The organism is Arthrobacter sp. Z4-13 (genome assembly GCF_054792705.1).
In genome coordinates this window covers 278,247-296,597 of sequence record NZ_CP096459.1, presented here as the reverse complement: position 1 = coordinate 296,597, position 18,351 = coordinate 278,247, and the positions used below count along the sequence as shown (strand labels likewise).

Annotated in this window: 15 protein-coding genes; 12 read left to right on the top strand and 3 right to left on the bottom strand. The window is 64.4% G+C overall.

Annotation, left to right across the window (positions count from 1 at the left end):
- Positions 1 to 71 precede the first annotated feature (71 nt).
- Both M1E07_RS03220 and M1E07_RS03215 read left to right on the top strand, forming a co-directional pair.
- Positions 72 to 776, top strand: coding sequence for a FadR/GntR family transcriptional regulator (locus tag M1E07_RS03220; RefSeq protein WP_461188859.1), 705 nt, complete (start codon positions 72 to 74; stop codon positions 774 to 776).
- A gap of 139 nt (positions 777 to 915) precedes the next feature.
- Positions 916 to 1,128: a dodecin gene (locus tag M1E07_RS03215; protein WP_142043055.1), complete on the top strand. Its 213-nt coding sequence runs from the start codon at positions 916 to 918 to the stop codon at positions 1,126 to 1,128.
- Positions 1,129 to 1,206: 78 nt separating this feature from the next.
- Here the strand turns inward: M1E07_RS03215 and M1E07_RS03210 are convergent, their stop codons facing one another.
- Both M1E07_RS03210 and M1E07_RS03205 read right to left on the bottom strand, forming a co-directional pair.
- Positions 1,207 to 1,425 carry a hypothetical protein gene (locus M1E07_RS03210; RefSeq protein WP_104043364.1) on the bottom strand — a complete coding sequence of 73 codons (219 nt, stop codon included), beginning with the start codon at positions 1,423 to 1,425 and terminating at the stop codon, positions 1,207 to 1,209.
- 133 nt (positions 1,426 to 1,558) lie between these two features.
- On the bottom strand, positions 1,559 to 2,533 hold the full coding sequence (locus M1E07_RS03205; RefSeq protein ID WP_461188858.1) for a helix-turn-helix domain-containing protein: 975 nt from the start codon (positions 2,531 to 2,533) through the stop codon (positions 1,559 to 1,561).
- A 199-nt stretch (positions 2,534 to 2,732) separates the two neighbouring features.
- On the opposite strand from M1E07_RS03205, the gene M1E07_RS03200 reads away from it, so the two are divergent.
- From M1E07_RS03200 to M1E07_RS03165, 8 genes are all read left to right on the top strand, one after another.
- Entirely contained in the window at positions 2,733 to 3,554 is an 822-nt protein-coding gene (locus M1E07_RS03200; protein WP_461188857.1) for an aldo/keto reductase, read from the top strand.
- Positions 3,555 to 3,594: 40 nt separating this feature from the next.
- Positions 3,595 to 4,566 carry an aldo/keto reductase gene (locus tag M1E07_RS03195; protein ID WP_461188856.1) on the top strand — a complete coding sequence of 324 codons (972 nt, stop codon included), beginning with the start codon at positions 3,595 to 3,597 and terminating at the stop codon, positions 4,564 to 4,566.
- Positions 4,560 to 5,588, top strand: a complete 1,029-nt coding sequence (locus M1E07_RS03190) for an SDR family oxidoreductase (RefSeq protein WP_461188855.1) — start codon at positions 4,560 to 4,562, stop codon at positions 5,586 to 5,588. Before M1E07_RS03195 ends, M1E07_RS03190 begins: the two co-directional genes overlap by 7 nt.
- Before the next feature lie 169 nt (positions 5,589 to 5,757).
- Positions 5,758 to 8,313 carry a rhamnogalacturonan lyase gene (locus M1E07_RS03185; protein ID WP_461188854.1) on the top strand — a complete coding sequence of 852 codons (2,556 nt, stop codon included), beginning with the start codon at positions 5,758 to 5,760 and terminating at the stop codon, positions 8,311 to 8,313.
- 32 nt (positions 8,314 to 8,345) lie between these two features.
- Positions 8,346 to 9,179: an aldo/keto reductase gene (locus M1E07_RS03180; RefSeq protein ID WP_461188853.1), complete on the top strand. Its 834-nt coding sequence runs from the start codon at positions 8,346 to 8,348 to the stop codon at positions 9,177 to 9,179.
- Between the two features lie 132 nt (positions 9,180 to 9,311).
- On the top strand, positions 9,312 to 9,578 hold the full coding sequence (locus M1E07_RS03175) for a GlsB/YeaQ/YmgE family stress response membrane protein (protein ID WP_461188852.1): 267 nt from the start codon (positions 9,312 to 9,314) through the stop codon (positions 9,576 to 9,578).
- 112 nt (positions 9,579 to 9,690) lie between these two features.
- Positions 9,691 to 10,152, top strand: a complete 462-nt coding sequence (locus M1E07_RS03170) for a YtxH domain-containing protein (RefSeq protein WP_461188851.1) — start codon at positions 9,691 to 9,693, stop codon at positions 10,150 to 10,152.
- Between the two features lie 246 nt (positions 10,153 to 10,398).
- A complete protein-coding gene (locus M1E07_RS03165) occupies positions 10,399 to 12,606 on the top strand; it encodes an HNH endonuclease signature motif containing protein (RefSeq protein ID WP_461188850.1) in 2,208 nt (735 codons plus the stop codon).
- Between the two features lie 181 nt (positions 12,607 to 12,787).
- Here the strand turns inward: M1E07_RS03165 and M1E07_RS03160 are convergent, their stop codons facing one another.
- Positions 12,788 to 13,612, bottom strand: a complete 825-nt coding sequence (locus tag M1E07_RS03160; RefSeq protein ID WP_461188849.1) for a putative protein N(5)-glutamine methyltransferase — start codon at positions 13,610 to 13,612, stop codon at positions 12,788 to 12,790.
- 182 nt (positions 13,613 to 13,794) lie between these two features.
- On the opposite strand from M1E07_RS03160, the gene M1E07_RS03155 reads away from it, so the two are divergent.
- Together M1E07_RS03155 and M1E07_RS03150 are read left to right on the top strand one after the other, a co-directional pair.
- Complete coding sequence (locus M1E07_RS03155) at positions 13,795 to 14,841, top strand: lactonase family protein (protein WP_461188848.1); 1,047 nt, start codon at positions 13,795 to 13,797, stop codon at positions 14,839 to 14,841.
- 575 nt (positions 14,842 to 15,416) lie between these two features.
- Positions 15,417 to 18,281, top strand: coding sequence for an alpha-amylase family glycosyl hydrolase (locus M1E07_RS03150; protein ID WP_461190473.1), 2,865 nt, complete (start codon positions 15,417 to 15,419; stop codon positions 18,279 to 18,281).
- Positions 18,282 to 18,351: the final 70 nt, after the last annotated feature.

The window sequence follows — 18,351 nt, the reverse complement described above, 5'->3', positions numbered from 1 at the left end:
GTGGCATAGGACATAAAGACGCGCAAGTAGATTTGTCTGGCATATGCACGAGGGGCACTGACGGGGGCAGCATGGCAAGGAAGTCGCTGGTAGGCCAGGTGGCGGATGAGCTCCTGGACCGCATCATTGCGGGCGAATTTCCCCCCGGCGCCACTGTTCCGGGTGAGCACGAACTCAGCGCCGCCCATGAAGTGAGCCGGATGACCGTCCGCGAGGCAATGAAAACCCTTGAGGCGCAGCGGATCCTTAGTGTCGAGCGCGGGCGCGGCACCTTTGTGAACCCACTCAACCGGTGGGCCTCGCTGGAGGCAGTGCTGCGGGCCGCCTCCGAGGGCAAGAACGAAGCGGAGGCGTCCGTCCAGCTCATCGAACTCCGCCGCATGCTGGAGACCGGTGCCTGCGAACTCGCCGCGGGGCGTATCAGCGACGCGGACATCCAGGTGCTTCACGGCTACGTCGCCGCCATGCGCGCCGCCCACGAGGTGAACGACGTCGCGGCCTTCGTGGAAGCGGACCTCGCGTTCCACGACCTGATCCTGCATTCTTCCGAGAACGTGTTTGTGGCCGTTCTCTTCGAACCGCTCCACCGGGTCCTGGAAAAGCGGCGGACCGAAACGTCAGCGGTGCGCGAGATCCAGGTGCACGCCATCGGTCATCATCAAAACATCGCCGAAGCATTGGAATCCCGTGATGCTGCGCGTTCGCGGGAGGCAATGGACGCCCACATGCAGCAGACCCTCGACGACCTCAAGAACCTGGTGCTTGAGGCGAAGTAGACCGCGCAACCCTGAAGGGTTACCCGCGCGGGCGGGGCCGCAGTTCCCGCCTCAAGGGCTGGTCAACGTTCTGGAAGTGCCACTAGTCTTCAAGAACGGCCCGCAACCGGGAGCCCCAAGGCAATCACGAGGAGCGAAGTTGTCCAACCACACGTACAGCATTTCTGAAATTGTCGGCACGTCGGATCAGGGAGTGGACGACGCCGTCCGGAACGGAATCGCCAAGGCATCCCAGACCCTCCGCAACCTTGACTGGTTTGAGGTCAAGGAAATCCGGGGCCACCTGGAAGAGGGCAAAATCGCTGACTGGCAGGTCACCATGAAGCTCGGTTTCCGGCTGGAAGAACACTAAGCCAAGTCCGCTGGCCCGCAGTTGACGTCCCCTCGTTGTGAGGACGCTAACTGCGGGCCAGTTTTGGTTCAACCAGAGCTAATTAGCTGATACGGCACCTGCCGTGCGCCGCCGCCAGACGGTGGGAACGCCGTCGAACGCTGGAAAAACGTGCCCTTCGAAGAAAGACAACACGGTGTGCGGGTCGAGGTCGGGGCTCCACAGGCCGGAAGCCGGACAGTGCGAACCGGTGGCGGTAGAGGGGGCGCCGGTGGCGGCGGAAGCCTGGCGTTCCTTCAGCAGGGCGATGCGTTTCATCGTTGAGACCATCCTTGAGTGAGACTTGTTCCTCCACCCTAGGAAGGCTGGAGGACGTTCCCAATGGGCTCGTGGCCAGAATTGGCCACTGCTGCTGGCCAAATGTACAGCGGGTATCGCCGCTGCTGGGCCGCTACTCCGCACCTTCCGCCACAGGTGCGGGGGCGCCTGGTGCCAGCCTGCGCTGCCGCACAGGCCCGGGCAGCGGACTGGGGCTCCCGTCGCTGGGGCTCCCGGCACTGAAGCTTGCGGCGCCGAGGCTTGCGGCACCGAGGCTGCCCAGCAAGGCAAGGGCATCCGCCGACGGCGACCCAGGCCGGGCGGAATAGATCCTGAGCGTCTGGTCCGGGTCCTCCGGGAGGACGAGGTTTTCAAAGTTCAGTTCCAGGTCCCCGATGGTGGGATGGTGCAGGCGGACAGTCCCCGCCGACCTGGTGGCCACCCGGTGCCCCGCCCACCATTGCCGGAAGTGCTCGCTGTTGACCGCCAGTTCCCCCACCAGCTGGTTGGCCTGCGCGTCGTTGGGATGCCGGCCGACATCCAGGCGGAGCGCGCCGGCAGCTTCGGCAGCCACCGTCTTCCAGTCCCGGAACAGCGCCCGGGCGGCCGGGTCGAGAATGAGCCACCGGGTGAGGTTCCTTTCCGCCACTGGAAGCGCCGGGAAATCCGTAAAGAGCAGGAAAGCCAAGCGGTTCCCGGCCAGGACGTCACTGCGGCGGCCGAGCACCATGGCGGGAACATCGCCTATTGCCTCGAGGAGATGGCGCAATGCCGGGCGGACGCCCTGCGCCGCCTGCCCGGCCAAGCGGGGCGTGGCGGCACAGTGCTCCAAAAGATCCATCATATGAGCGTGCTCGCTGCTGCTGAGCCGTAGCGCCCCGGACACCGCATCCAGGACGGTGCGCGAAGGGTGGATGTTCCGGCCCTGTTCCAGGCGGACGTAGTAATCCGTGCTGACTCCCGCCAGCCGCGCCACTTCCTCCCGGCGAAGGCCGGGCACCCTCCGCGCACGGGTGGACGGACCGGCCCCGGCGTCCTCGGGGCTTAACCGGGAACGCATGGCTTTGAGGAATTTTCCGAACTCGGCGCTTTGACCCATGAAGACCATTGTGACCCGTGCTGCCCACGCACTTCTACAACGAAGGTAGGACCGGCAGTCCTAGGAAAAACAAGATCAGGCTTGCGTGCTGACATCGGGGCCAAAAGTGCATAGGCTCAGTAGCGAGCCAACAGAAACCGTTTTCTCGGCACTTCGAGCTTAGGGCCGAGCCGACGGCACCCTTACCCGCACCGTTCAAGGAGCCCCCATGTCAGAGCTGACACTTAACAACGGCGTTACTATCCCCCAGCTTGGTTTTGGTGTTTTCCAGGTACCGCCGGAAGACACCCAGCGGACCGTGGAGGACGCCTTTGAGGCCGGATACCGCCACATCGATACTGCCGCGGCCTACCGCAACGAAGCCGGCGTGGGAGCCGCAATCGCCGCCACCGGCATCCCCCGCGAGGATATTTTTGTCACCACCAAGCTCCGGAACGGCGAGCAGGACCGGGCCCAGGAAGCATTCCAGAACAGCCGTTTAGCACTGGGCCTGGACTACGTGGACCTGTACCTCATCCACTGGCCGGTTCCGTCGCAGGGCCTGTATGTCCAGGCCTGGAAGGAGATGGAGCGGCTGTACGAAAACAACCAGATCCGTGCCATCGGAGTCTCCAACTTCCTTGCGGACCACTTGGACGACCTGCTGGAGTCCGCGGAAATTGTTCCGGCCGTGAACCAGATTGAGCTCCACCCCAGCTACCAGCAGGCGGAACTGGCGGACAAGTGCCGGCGCTTGGGCATCGCGGTGGAAGCCTACAGCCCGTTGGGACGGGGCGCCGACCTGAACGGTAATGCGGTGACAGCCGTCGCCAGCGCCCACAACGCCACCACCGCCCAGGTGGTGCTCGCCTGGCATCTTGCGGCCGGAAACATCGTGATCCCCAAGTCCAGCCAGGCCACGCGGATCCGGGAAAACTTCGCCGCCTCAGCCCTCACCCTTTCCGAGGACGAACTTTCCGCCATCACGGCGCTTGAGTCCGGAGCGCGCCTCGGGTCAGATCCCGCCGTCGCCTCCTTTACGCAGCTGTAGAACCTGCTCCGCAGGCCTCAATCACCGAAAGGACTTTTCAATGCAGTACACCCAACTGGGCCGCTCCGGCCTCAAAGTATCCCGGCTCTGCCTGGGCACCATGAACTTCGGTCCCCACACGGAGGAGACCGAAGCCCACAGCATCATGGACTCCGCACTTGGCCAGGGCATCAACTTCTTCGACACCGCCAACGTGTACGGCGGAGCCGGACACCGGGGGTGGACCGAGGAAATCATCGGCCGCTGGTTCGCCAAGGGCGGCGAGCGGCGCGAGCACACCGTGCTGGCCACCAAGCTTTACGGCACCATGACGGACCGACCCAACGAATCCAAGCTGTCCGCGCTGAACATACGCCGTGCACTGGATGCGAGCCTGAAGCGCCTGCAGACGGACTACATCGACGTTTACCAGTTCCACCATATTGACCGGAACACCCCGTGGGACGAGATCTGGCAGGCCATCGAGGTCGCGGTCCAGCAGGGCAAGATCCTGTACTCGGGCAGCAGCAACTTCGCCGGCTGGCACATCGCCCAGGCCCAGGAGGCCGCCCGGCGGCGCCACTACACCGGCCTGGTCAGCGAGCAGTCCATCTACAATCTGTTGATGCGCCAGGTCGAGCTGGAGGTGATTCCGGCAGCCCAGCAGTACGGTCTGGGGCTTATCCCCTGGTCCCCGCTGCAGGGCGGGCTGCTGGGCGGGGTGCTGAAGAAGGAACGGCAGGGCGTCCGGCGGGCTGAGGGCCGGGCAGCCGAAACCCTCAAGAAGAACCAGGACCAGATCCAGCAGTACGAGGACTTTGCCGATGATCTGGGCCAGGAGCCCGGTGACATCGCCCTCGCCTGGTTGCTGCACCAGCCCGCCGTCACGGCACCTATTGTCGGGCCGCGGACCCAGGAACAGCTCGACGCCGCCATCCGGGCTTTGGACGTCACGCTCGACGCCGATGCGCTCAAGCGGCTCGACGACATCTTCCCCGGGCACCGCACGGCGCCGGAAGACTACGCGTGGTGAATCCACTCGGACCTGTCGCCGATACAGTGGCACCGAAAACCATCCTTTTCATCGGCGGCACCGGGGTCATCAGCGCGACGGCGGCACAACGCGCCGTCGCGCTGGGCCACCGGCTGACAATCCTCAACCGGGGCCGGTCCGCAAGGCCGGTCCCGGCAGGAGTGGAAATCCTGCACGCGGACGTCCGGGACGTTTCAGCGGTACAGGAGGCGCTGGCAGGGCGGGAGTTCGACGCCGTCGCAGACTTCATTACGTACCAGCCTGACCAGGCCAAGGCCAGCATCGATTTGTTCACCGGCCGTACCGGGCAGTACGTGTTCATCAGTTCCGCGTCCGCCTACCAGAAGCCGCCTACGCGGCTGCCGATCCGGGAGTCCACACCGCTGAAAAACCCGTTCTGGCAGTACTCGCGGGACAAAATTGCCTGCGAGGAACTGTTGTACGAGGCCTATCGTGAGCAGGACTTCCCGCTCACAGTGGTGAGGCCGTCGCATACCTACGACCGCACCAAGATCGCCATGGTGGGCGGCTGGACGGATATCCACCGAATGCGCGCCGGGCTGCCGGTTATGGTGCACGGGGACGGCACGTCCCTTTGGACCCTCACGCACAGCAAGGACTTCGCCAAGGCTTTCGCAGGGCTGCTGGGCCGGCCCCAGGCTGTGGGTGAGAGCTACACCATCACCTCCGATGAGTACCTGCCCTGGAACCAGATCTACCAACTGTTCGCCCGGGCGGCCGGCGTGCCGGAGCCGGAACTGGTGCACGTGGCGTCCGAAACCATCGCCGCGCACAGTGACGAACTTGGACCCAATCTGCTGGGCGACCGCTCCCATTCGGTGGTCTTCGACAACACGAAGATCAAGTCCCTGGTGCCGGACTATTGCGCCACCATCCCGTTTGCGGACGGGGCCCGGGAAATCGTGAACTGGTACAACGCCAATCCCGGGGTGCAGGTGATTAACCAGCAGTTCATGGATCTGAGCGACCAGTTGACTGGATGGGCCCGCCGGGGAGCCTGACTCTTTTGACGTGCCTGCGGTGAACATACGTTCTGACGTCGGGAACCAAAATCTACAACGTTCTAAATACCCTCTTTCGAACCCTGCCGCAAGGCTTGTTTTACGCCCTCCTCCTCCTCTAAGTTACTGGGGAAGCGTTTTCCCGTCTCGAAATTGAAAGGATTCATTGGTGAATCCCTCCCGTACCCCTGCGCGCCTTCTGTCGGTTGCAGCCCTTGGCCTCGCACTCACCGTCGGCTGTCTCTCCGCCCCGGCCTCCGCCGTCGAACGATCTCCCAAGCCCGGTGCCTCAGGCGTCCAGCTGGAACACCTGGACCGCGGCCTTGTGGCCGCCAAAACGTCAGAAGGTGTGTTCCTCAGCTGGCGCCTCCTGGGCCACGAAGCCACCGGCGCCTCCGCCACGGGCCTGACCGGCACCGATTTCAACGTCTACCGGGATGGCGGAAAGCTGGCAACGGTCACAGACAGCACCAACTACCAGGACACCACTGGAACCGCAGCGTCCGAATACCAGGTACGGGCCGTCGTCGGCGGCGTTGAAGTGGACAGCAGCGCAACCGCCATGTCGTGGGGCGGCAACTTCACGGACATTCCGCTCAAGAAGCCGGCCGACGGTGTGACGCCCACGGGCCAGTCGTACACCTACGCCGCGAACGACGCCTCCATCGGCGACGTGGACGGCGACGGCCAGTACGAATTCATCGTCAAATGGGACCCGAACAACTCCAAGGACGTCTCCCAAGTGGGGTACACCGGGAACACCTACGTTGACACCTACAAAGCAGACGGCACCCTCCTCCACCGCATCGACCTCGGCGTGAACATCCGCTCGGGCGCCCACTACACCCAGCTCCTGGTCAACGACTTCGACGGCGACGGGCGCGCAGAGATGATGATGAAAACGGCGCCGGGAACCAAGAGCACCAACTTCAACGCCGACGGCAGCGTTGCTTCTGAAAGCTTCGTCTCCCTGCTGCAATCAGACATCCAGGCCGGCTACTCGAACTCCGACGACTACCGGATGAGCGCCACCGATTACTACCAGCACATGGTGAAGACCTTCCAGGGCTGGACCGAACACCCGGAAGTGAAGGCCGGCAACTGGCCCGCCACGCTGGAGGAAGCGTTCGGGATCGCGCCGAAGTACCAGTACCCGCTGTCCCAGGCCGACGCCGAGGCAGTGACGGACTATTTCATGGACGTCTACGCCCCTTCGCGCAGTGCCCGGAACAACCTGCGCGCCTTTGACGGCTTTATCGTCTCCGGCCCGGAGTACCTCACGGTGTTCGAAGGCGCCACGGGCAAGGAACTGAAGACCGTTGCCTACGAGCCGGGCCGGCACGACGACGGCCTCATGTGGGGCGATTACGCCATGTCCCGCATCGAGCCGGGCAACCGCGTGGACCGGTTCCTCGCCGGCGTCGCCTATCTGGACGGCCAGAAGCCGGCGGCCGTCTTCGCCCGCGGCTACTACACACGCAGCACGCTGGCCGCCTACACGTGGGACGGATCGAACCTCTCCCCCGTGTGGAACGTGGACTCCGGCTGGACCCCCATGACCAACCCCTTCAATGACGGCCCGCACGGCCGTGACGGCACGGACCCGGAGTTCGGAAAGCTCACCACGCAGGGCTTCCACTCACTGAGTGCCTCGGACGTGGATGGCGACGGCAAACAGGAGGTCGTCTACGGCTCGGCCACCATCGACGACGACGGCTCGCTCCTTTACAGCTCCTTCGACACCATGCCGGCCGGCAGCGCCACGCCCGGTGACGAAGCCCGGCTGGGCCACGGCGACGCCATGCACGTCACCGACATCGACCCCGCACGTCCCGGCAAAGAGATTTTTAGTGTGCACGAGGGCAGCACTTATGCGCCCTACGGCTACGCCATGCGGGACGCCGCCACCGGCAAGGTTCTATTCGGCGCCTACTCCGGCAAAGACACCGGCCGCGGCATGATCGGTGATGTTGATCCTGCCGTTCCCGGAATCGAGAACTGGGCCATCGGCATGCAGTCAGCCGACGGCGACAAGCTCTCGCCCACGAAAACTCCCGGCACCAACATGAGCATCAAGTGGGCTGCGGACATGACCACGCAGCTTGTCAACGGGTCCGGAGACCAGACGCCCACCATCGATGACTGGAAGCGCGGCCGGCTCCTTACCGCCACCGATACCCGCACCAACAACGGCACCAAGGGCAACCCGAGCCTGGTGGCGGACGTGGTGGGTGACTGGCGGGAGGAACTGCTGGTGCGGACCGCGGACAGCTCTGCCCTGCGGATGTACCTCAGCACCGAAGTGACCAATCACAAGCTCTACACGCTGATGCACGACCCGCAGTACCGTGCGGAAGTTGCACGCCAGAACACCGCCTACAACCAGCCGGCCTACACGGACTTCTACCTCGCCTCTGACATGGACTTCGCGGATGTGCCGCTGAGGGCCGCTTGGCTTCCGGGCAGCGTTAAGGCGCTGCAGCACGTTTTGGAGGACCTGGTGGAGTCGGGAGACGTGACAGGGCCGGTGGGCAGCCAGCTGACGGCGGGCATCCAGCAGGCTGCGAAGGCGGTTGAAGACGGCGATGCCCCCAAGGCTGCGCAGGCACTGCAGCGCTTCGTGAAGTTCCTGGGCCAGCAGAAGGGCCCGGACAAGGTTTCGGACAACGCACGCGTGGCCCTGGCCCACAACGCCGAAAACATCCTGCGTTCGTTTGGGGGCTAGGACGGCGAAGGCCTAAGGGAGAGACTGTTGCAATGACACTTGCACCGCTGATCAAACTTAATGACGGACACTCCATTCCGCAGGTAGGTCTTGGCACCTGGCCGCTGGACGACGATCAGGCGGCGACCGCCGTCGTACAAGCCCTCGAAGCCGGGTACAGGCACATCGATACTGCCGTGAAGTACGGCAACGAACAGGGCGTGGGCAACGGTATCCGGGCCAGCGGCGTGGACCGGGATGATGTGTTTATCACCACTAAGGTTGATGGCCAGTTCCAGGGCAGCGATCGTGCAATTGAAGGGCTGGAGGGGTCACTGAAGCGGCTGGGGCTCGACTACGTGGACCTGCTCCTGGTCCATTGGCCGCTACCCCAGCGCGATGAGTACGTCTCTACCTGGAAGACCTTCGAGCGGCTGCAGGCAGAGGGCAAGGTCCGTTCCATTGGTGTTTCCAACTTCAAGCCCGCGCACCTGGAGCGGCTGATGGCAGAGACAGAGGTTATGCCGGCGGTGAACCAGATTCAGTTGAACCCGGCCATCACCCGGACGTCCGAGCGCGAGTTCCATGACCGGCACGGAATCGTGACCCAGTCCTACAGCCCGCTGGGAGGGGACGGCGCTGGTCTGTTGAGCGCCCCACTTCTGTCCCAGCTGGGTGAAAAGTATGGCAAAACGCCCGGCCAACTGGTCCTTCGGTGGCACGTTCAGAACGGAATTGTGACAGTTCCCAAAACGGCCAATCCGGAGCGAATGCGGGAGAACCTGGACATCTTTGATTTCGCCCTGGATGCGCAGGATCTAGCGGAATTGGCCATCCTCGACGAGGGTCCTAACGCGGGCAACGATTCGGATGTCACCGGCCACTGAACAGGGTTGAAATAGGGTTTTTCTGCGAATCGGGGTTGGCAAAAAGATAGTAAGCATGATTACTATTGAGGCAGAAGGATGAAGTGCTTCCGGGATCCGGAGGCCTCCTTTACTTAGGAAGAGGAACAAAAAATGGGATTTATTGCATTTCTAATTCTCGGACTTATTGCTGGTGCGATCGCTAAGGCGATCCTCCCGGGCCGGCAGGGTGGCGGCTGGATCATCACCCTCGTCCTGGGCGTCGTCGGAGCACTCCTCGGCGGCTGGATCGGCGGCATGCTCTTCGGCACCGGACTGCAGGAGTTCTTCTCCCTGCAGACGTGGCTGCTGGCCATCGGCGGCGCGCTCATCGTGCTGCTGGTTTACGGCATGATCGCCAAGCGCGGTGTGCGCAGCTAACTGGCGCGCTAGCCAGGAAAACCGGCCCGGGGTCATCATCCCCCGGCCGGTTTTCCTATCTCCCGGCCTCTCTGGCCGGAACTGAAACCTTCTCAGGGAGCAGGAGTTCATTATGAAAAACAAATTTCTTTTGGGCGTCGGAATCGCCGCCGGGTACGTTCTCGGATCGCGGTCGGGCCGGGCAGCCTACGACAAGCTCAAGGCACGCGCTGCAGGCATCTGGGACAGCAAGCCAGTCCAGGACAAGGTGTCCGTGGCAACGGAGGCCATCAAGGAGAAAGCCCCTGAAGTTGCGGATCAGCTGACCGAGGCGGCCCGCCGCGCAGGCACCGTCATCGGCTCGGCCATGCACCGTGACGGCGGGTCCGGGGACAGCAAGTCCACGTCCGACGGCGCCACTACAACAGCTGCCTCTGCCGGGACGGCAGGGACTAGAGGTGGCACTAGCGGCGGGACTCCTGCCGGGACTACCGGGGGGTCCGGCCTTGACAGCGGCCACATCCCCGCGCACAGCACCCACCCCGAGACGCTTAACCTGGACACCTCCAGCGGCGAACCGGAGTCCAAAGCTTAGCTTTGGCGGCTGCTCATCACGCGCGGCATCCCTTGTGACAAGAGGCCGCAGCGCTGATGTGCTACAACTGGATGGCTTTGCTGGCCGTCGCGATCCTTGGGGGACGCGGCGGCCAGCGGCATGTCCACTAACTTCCCTCCAGCTGTCTCAGTGCCCGGGCTACCGGCTTCCGTGACTGGTGCCTGGGTTTTCCACATAGCGGCTTTTGCGAGCACTTTTGTCAGGGGTCTTTGGCAGAGTTGCCCTATGGAAGCCATGGGGGATCAGCTTGCGGAGTTCGGCGGTTCTAACGCCGTGCTGACGCGGGCTGGGAGCAATCCCGGCCGTGGCCCTCAGGCGTACGACGACGACTCCCGCCTCAGTCTTACCGGTCACCTTCGTGTCGTTCCCGCCAGGCCCGCCCCTCATGAAGATGAACCGGACGAAGCTGTGCCGGATAACGCCGTGCGGGCTGATGCTGTGCGGGCTGAAGCTGGGCCGGCTGAAGCCGCGCCACTCGCCCCGGTCGCCGGGGCGAGTGCTGATGCGGCGGACACTCTGACGGAGATTTGCCGGCTCCTGACTGCTGCCGCCGCTGCTGCCCCCTCAAGGCTTGCGGCGGCTGACTACGTTGAAGCCGCTGATTTTGCCGGGCAGGTGGAGGAGCTCTCCCGCGCTGTGGAATACCTGCAGATCCTGGCCGCCGGTGTCGTTGACCGTACCCGGGCACAGGCCATAGCGGACGCCGGCACCGCCCGTGCCTGCCGCTCCCGGACGGGCAAAAACTGGGTGACCGGCTGGGACCACGGCGTTGAAACCCTGGATGAGACGGACGCCGCCTGGCCCGAGGGCGCAGCGGCAAGTGGTTCAACTGCCAGCGGCCCAACCACCAGCGGTTCAACTGCCAGCGGTTCAACTGCCAGCGGTTCAGTCGGCAGTGGCACCGGGGCCGGGACCGACAGGCAGGATCGGGTTGTCACGTCGCCGGCCGATGACGGGTGCGCCAACACCGCCGAGTTCCTGCGCCAGCGGCTGCGTATCGGCAAGAGCGAAGCCCACCGCCGCCTCGCCCTCGCCGCGGACATCCTGCCCGCCACCACCCTCACGGGCGACACCATTCCGGCCCCGCGCGAACACCTCGCCGCCGCCCTCGCGCCCACACCCGCCCCAAACCTCGACAACACCGGCACCAGCACCAGCACCGACGACTCCAGCACCGACGATTCCAGCACCGGCTCCGGCCCCGATCCGGACGATCGTACCGAAAACACCGCCGGCACCGGTGCGGTCACGGCGCCCGGTCAGGGCCCGGCCAGCCCGGCTGTCTCATCCCGGGCCGGGACCATCATCAGCCTGACCCTGAACCGGCTCCAGCACCTCACCACACCGGAAAAACTCGCGCTGATCGAGGAGAACCTCACCACCACCGCCGCCACCACCGACCCGGACTTCCTCGCCCGCGTCGCCCGCCGCTGGGCCGACACCATCGACGCCGACGGCACCGAACCCAGCGAAGAAGCCCTCCGCCACACCCAGGGCGCGTTCATCCGCAAACCCCGCCACGGCCTGCACCACCTCGAAATCTTCGCCACCACCGACCAATACGAACACCTCCTCACCGTCATGAACACCGCCACCAACCCCCGCACCACCACAGGCACCAGCACCGACACTGGAAGTGGCACCGGCACCGGCACTGGAAGTGGCAACGGCAACGGCAGTGGCAGCGGCACCGGCAGTGGCAGTGGCAGTGGCACCGGACTGAGCCCCTGGCACGACGGCGAGGTGGAGCTCGACCGCCGCACCCGGTCGCAGAAACAACTCGACGGTCTCGTCGGTGCCGCGAAAGTTGCCCTGGCCACCAACACCCTGCCCAGCACCGGCGGCAACCGACCCCAAATCATCGCCACCATCAACTACCAAGACCTCCTCCCCCACCGGACGGGCACCAATTACACGGGCAACGGCGGCACACGCACCGGCACCGGCACAGCCGCTGCCACAAACACCACCACTACCGGCACCGGCACGGGCACGGGCAACTTCGTGTTCACCGGACCCGTCGCCGCAGCCGCCCTCCGCAAACTCGCCTGCGACGCCGACATCATCCCCGCCGTCCTCGGCACCCACGGCGAACTCTTGGACCTCGGCCGCAAAGCCCGGCTCTTCACCACCGCTCAACGCCTTGCCCTCACCGCCCGCGACCAAGGCTGCACCTTCCCCAACTGCACCATCCCCGCCCCCTGGTGCGAAGCCCACCACATCACCTACTGGTCCCACGGCGGCCCCACCACCACCGACAACGGCGCACTCCTCTGCTCCGCCCACCACCACCTCATCCACAAAGAACAATGGACCATCACCACCATCAACGGCACCCCCTGGTACACACCCCCAAAACACCTCGACCCCCACCAAAAACCCCAACAAAACAACTACTTCAAACCACCCCCACCACCAACGCCCCGGGAATGAACGGTGGACCGCGGCGCCGCATTCAGCGCAGGTGTTGTCCGCCGCGCTCCCTTGGACAGGACCGTCCACCCATCTGACCGCCGCCGGCGAAGTCTGCCCGGAGCAGCATCACGCTGTTCCAGTATCAAGATCGGGGGCGTCGGCTGCCTGCTCCCAGGAAGATCCGCCGTTGGTCGTCGAGTCACCAGCAGCGTGGGGTACCGACCACGACCGTGCCGTCCAGCTCCTCAGAGTGGACAGTGCGTGCGGCAAGCCCTCCGGCCGCCATGATGTCCGCAGTTCCGGCAGCCTGACGCTCGCTGGTTTCGATAACAAGATGGCCGTTCGGATCCAACCATTCGTGCGCTTCGCGGATGAGGCGCCGGTGGAGGTCCAATCCATCGGCGCCCCCATCGAGTGAACGCGACGGCTCGTGGATTCTGGCTTCAGGCGGCATTGTCGGCAGCAAGCCCGTAGGTACGTAGGGAGCATTCACCACGATGAGCTGTATTCGGTGCATAAGCCTGGAAGGGAGGGCAGCATACAAGTCCCCTCGATGGACGTGTCCGTCAACAGTTGCCACGTTCCGTCTGGCGCACTCCACGGCAATTGGGTCGATGTCCGCCGAGTGAAGTTCCCCTACGGACACCTGGGTGGCTACTGCCACGCCCACTGCCCCGGATCCACAGCATAAATCCACAATGACGGCGGACGACGACGTGGAAAGCTTTAGCCGTTCCCGCAGCAGCGCGGCAGCTTCCGAAACGAGCAGTTCGGTGCGGCGGCGGGGCACAAAAACACCCGAATCGACTGCTATGCGGAGTCCGCAGAACTCGGCCCAGCCAACGATGCACTCAAGGGGTTCACCGCAAACACGCCTTTCCACCCACATCAAAAGCTCAGCGACGCTGGAAGCTTCGGACAAGAGCAGGTGAGCCTCATCTTCTGCGAACACACAGCCAGCCGCCCGCAGCGTTGACACAAGACCGGCAAAGCTGGGAGGAGCAAGTGATTCAGGAGCTGGCATGAAACGCCTTTCGGTGATCCGTGGACACTCGCACGTCATTAGGCCTGAGGGCCCGAACGGCACAAGGAATTGCCCAAAGCTGATGAAGCAGGAATCGGACTCACCTCCTTTGCGGCCGCTGGAATCCAATGCTAAACCTCAATATCCCGTATTTGCGGGGCTTTTTTTGGCAGGATAAACCTATGACTTCCACTGCCCCGCACACCCTGATCTGGACCGGCACCTACACTGCCGACGGCGGTGGACGCGCGGAAGGAATCGGCGCACTGTCCGCACACCCTGACGGCTCGCTCGAGTGGTTGGGTACCGCGGCCAAGACTGACTCGCCGTCGTTCGTTGCCGTTCACCCCACTCTGCCTGTGGTGTACGCAGTGGCCGAGCAACGCAAGATGGTCAGGGCCTTTAAACGCACGGGGGATTTTGGGCTGGAGCCCCTCGGCGATCCGCACCCCTCGGGAGAAGCCACCTGCCACGTGGCGGTGGACCCCCATGGCCGCTTCCTCACCGCTACCTGCTGGGGCGACGGCCAGGTCCTGCTGTACGAACTGGATTCCGACGGCAGCATCACCGCGCGCTTTTCCGCGCTGCCCTCGGTGGATCCGCACGCCAGCCAAACTCCGGGCGAGCCCCGGCAGAGCCGCGCCCATGCCAGCCTGATGCTGCAGGACGGGCGCATCATGACGACCGACCTGGGCCACGACACCCTCCGGATCTGGAATTACGTGCCCGGGACTGGCCTGGCTGCAGACCACGAGGTGGCTCTCCCCTTCGGGTCCGGTCCACGCCATTTGGTTCAGCACGCCCGCGGCAGCGTATTTGTGGTTTCGGAATACTCGGTTGAGGTGTTCGTCGTCCGGCCCGAGGCCGGGACGTTCGAGCTCGTTTTCCGGGGTCCGGCCACTTCCGGCGACAGCCTGCCGGACGACTCGGCTGCCGAGATCAGCCTCGGCGAGGAGGGCAGGCACGTGTACGTGGGCGTGCGCGGCTCCAACCTGGTAAGCGTGCTGGAGGTGGGTGCCGGCGGGACGGAATTGGTGCCGGTCAAGGACTTCCCCAGCGGAGGTGACTGGCCGCGGCATCATCTGGTCAACGGCCGATGGCTGCACGTGGCCCACGAGCGGTCGGACAACATAGCAACCTTCGAGCTGGACCCTGTCACGGGCTTGCCCGGACCGGTGGTCCACAACCTGGAGACACCTTCCCCCACCGCTTTGGTACCCGCAGGATAGGCAGCTGCTCCGCCAGATGGCCTTGCACCGGCAAGGGTAAGGCCGCGGCCTGCGCGGTTAGTCCCGGCACCGCTGGGCAAAGCGGCAGGCGTCAGTCATGGCCTTTCCAAACGCTGGAGTTATTCAGTGCAAGCGCTTACAGTTGTGGCGTGGTTCACAGGGCGGCTGGGGTTGCCTCGCGAACCTGGCATCCCATGCCATTCCCTTGCTCCGGCAAGCCTGTAAAGCAGCGCAGCTACCAGGAAAGGTCTCCTGCCTTGAAACTCCGCACCCTCTCGAGCATTCCGACAAGCGATAAAACAGGCGCGAAAAAACGCGCCAAGCGAAGCACAAGAAAAAACGCCAGAACGAGCGCAGAAATAAGCTCCAGTACCGCACCTCAAGCCGCGGCACCCGGCACCAGGTGGCGGACGACCACGACGGCCCGCACTGCCGCTGCCTTGCTGGCAGCCGCAGTAGCCGTTTCATCCTCGGTTCTTCCTGCGCAGGCAACCCCCGATCCCAAGGGCCCGGGCGCAGGCTCGGCCCTCCATAGCCTCCGCGCCCCCGTGACGGACGAGAACTTCTACTTCGTGATGGCCGACCGCTTCAGCAACGGAAGCACGGCCAACGATCAAGGCGGGTTGGGCAACAATCCCATGGTGTCCGGCTTCGACCCCACACAAAAGGGGTTCTACAACGGCGGGGACCTCGCCGGCCTGCTGGAAAAGATTGACTACATCCAGGGCCTGGGCACAACCTCCATCTGGCTCACCCCGAGCTTCAAAAACAAGGCCGTCCAGCCGGAGGACAAGTCGGCCGGATACCACGGCTACTGGATCACGGACTTCACCCAGATCGATCCCCATCTGGGCACCAACGACGAACTCAAGGCCCTGATCGACGAAGCCCACCGCCGCGGCATGAAGGTGTACTTCGACATCATCACCAACCACACCGCGGACGTCATCGGTTACGAAGGCGCCGCCCGCAAGGGATACACGTCCAAGGATGAAGTGCCTTACAAGACGGCGGAAGGCGACGAGTTCGACGACCGGGACTACGCGGGCTCCCGGAGCTTCCCTGCACTGGACCCTGCGGCGTCGTTTCCCTACAAACCTGTCCTTGAGCCGGGCGAGGAAAACCTGAAAGTCCCCGCCTGGCTCAACGATCCCACTTACTATCACAACCGCGGTGACACCACGTTCGCAGGCGAGGACTCGTACTACGGAGACTTCTTCGGGTTGGACGACCTCTTCACCGAGCACCCCAAGGTGGTGGCCGGAATGAAGGACATCTACAAAACCTGGATTGGCGACTTCGGTGTCGACGGCTTCCGGATCGACACGATGAAGCATGTCAACAACGAGTTCTGGCAGGAATTCGGCCCTGACGTCCTGCGCTACGCCCAGGAACAGGGCAAGGACGAGTTCTTTATGTTCGGTGAAGTCTTCGACACCACCAAGAGCTTCACCTCGCAATTCACCACCCGGAATGAGATGCAGGCAGTGCTGGATTTCCCCTTCCAGGACGCCGCCCGCAACTTCGCCTCCAAGGGCCAGGACGCCGGCACCCTGGAAACCTTCTTCGCAGGTGATGACTGGTACACAGACGCCGATTCCAACGTCTACCAGCTGCCCACCTTCCTGGGGAACCACGACATGGGCCGCATCGGCAGCTTCATCGCCGCAGACAACCCCGGTTCGACCGACTCTGAGCAGGTGGCCCGCGACCAACTGGCCCACGAGCTGATGTACTTCTCCCGCGGCAATCCCGTAATTTACTACGGCGATGAGCAGGGCTTTACCGGGAATCCCGGGGGCGACCAGAACGCCAGGCAGACGCTCTTCGCCAGCAAGGTGTCGGAGTACCTCGACGACGACCTGCTGGGCACCGATGCCACCCACGCCACGGACAACTTCAACACCGGCCACCCGCTCTACTCAAAGATCAGCCAACTCGCCCAGCTCACCAAGGAGCACCCGGCACTGCGCGACGGCGCCCACCAGCACCGCTACGCTTCCGACGGGCAAGGCATCTACGCCTTCTCCCGCACCGACGCCGAGGACCAGCGCGAGTACGTGGTGGCGCTGAACAACAGTGAGCAGGCACAAACCGCGCAGGTGCCCACCTACATCGCCAAGCGCAACTACACCCGCGTCTACGGGGACGCAGCAGCAGAGGCGAAAACCTCCGCGGACGGCAAGCTGACGGTCACCGTTCCCCCGCTGTCCGCCGTGGTCTACCAGTCGTCGGGCCGGATCCCGCACTCCAAGGCGGCGCCCGCCGTCGTCCTTCAGGAGCCTGCTGCAGCGCAGGGTGATAACGCGCGCCTTAAAGTGACGGCCGACGTCGACGGTTCCTCGTTCTATGAGGTCACCTTCGAGGCCAAGACGGCCAGCGGTGGCTGGCAGCCCATCGGCACCGACGACACTGCGCCGTACCAGGTGTTCCATGACGTCGCGGGGCTGGATGCCGGCACAGCCGTGGAGTACCGCGCCACCGTGCTGGACAACGGAAGGCACACCGCCACGTCCCGGTCCCGCACGGCAGCAGTTCCGGCGCCGATCCTCACCCTGCAGAAGCCCGTCGAGGGCAGCAGTGTGGAAGGCCCGGTGGAAGTCAGCGCCACGGCGGACCCGGAAAAGGCCAGCCATGTGGTCTCGTTTGAGCGCAGCGTAGCCGGCGGGGAGTGGACGCCGGTGGGAACGGACGATTCGTCACCGGCGTATTCGGTCAAGGACGACGTAGCCGAACTGGCGGACGGCGACCAGGTGCAGTACCGGGCCACTATGGCCGGCCCTGGTTTCGACGTGGTCAGCGACGTCCGGACTGTAACTGTGGGCGAGGCGCCGCAGCCTGGTTCAGTGACAGCGGTGGGGTCCTTCAACCAGGCGATGGGCTGTGCCGCTCAGTGGGATCCGGCCTGCACCCGGGCCATGATGAGCCTGGACCCGGCGGACAAAATCTGGCGCCTCACCCTTGACCTTCCAGCCGGGCAGTACGAGTACAAGGCCGCGCTCAATGGCGGTTGGGACGCGAACTACGGGGCGGGCGGCGCCTTCAACGGGCCCAACCTCGTGCTGGACCATCCCGGCGGTCCGGTCACGTTCCGCTACGACAACAGCACGCATGTGATCAGCGCGGTGTACGCCTCGCAGCAGCCTGGTGCAGTATCCGCCCCCGGAAGCATGAACAGCGAACTCGGCTGTGCCGCGGACTGGGAGCCGGCGTGCGACCAGGCCCAACTGGTGCTGGATCCGGCTGACCTCGTGTGGAAGCTGTCTGTACCGGACCTGCCCGCCGGCACCTACGCCTTCAAGGCCGCCCTGAACCGGTCCTGGGGCGTCAGCTATGGGGCGGGCGGGGCCAGCCCTGGTGCCGACATCGCCTTTGAGCACGACGGCGGAGCGGTCACCTTCCGCTACGACCACGTCACGCACCTGATCATGGCGGGCTAAAGCTTCCAGCCGCTGGAGCAAGGGCCACCTGCCGCCGTCCCGTAACAGGGGAAGCGGCAGGTGGCCCCGC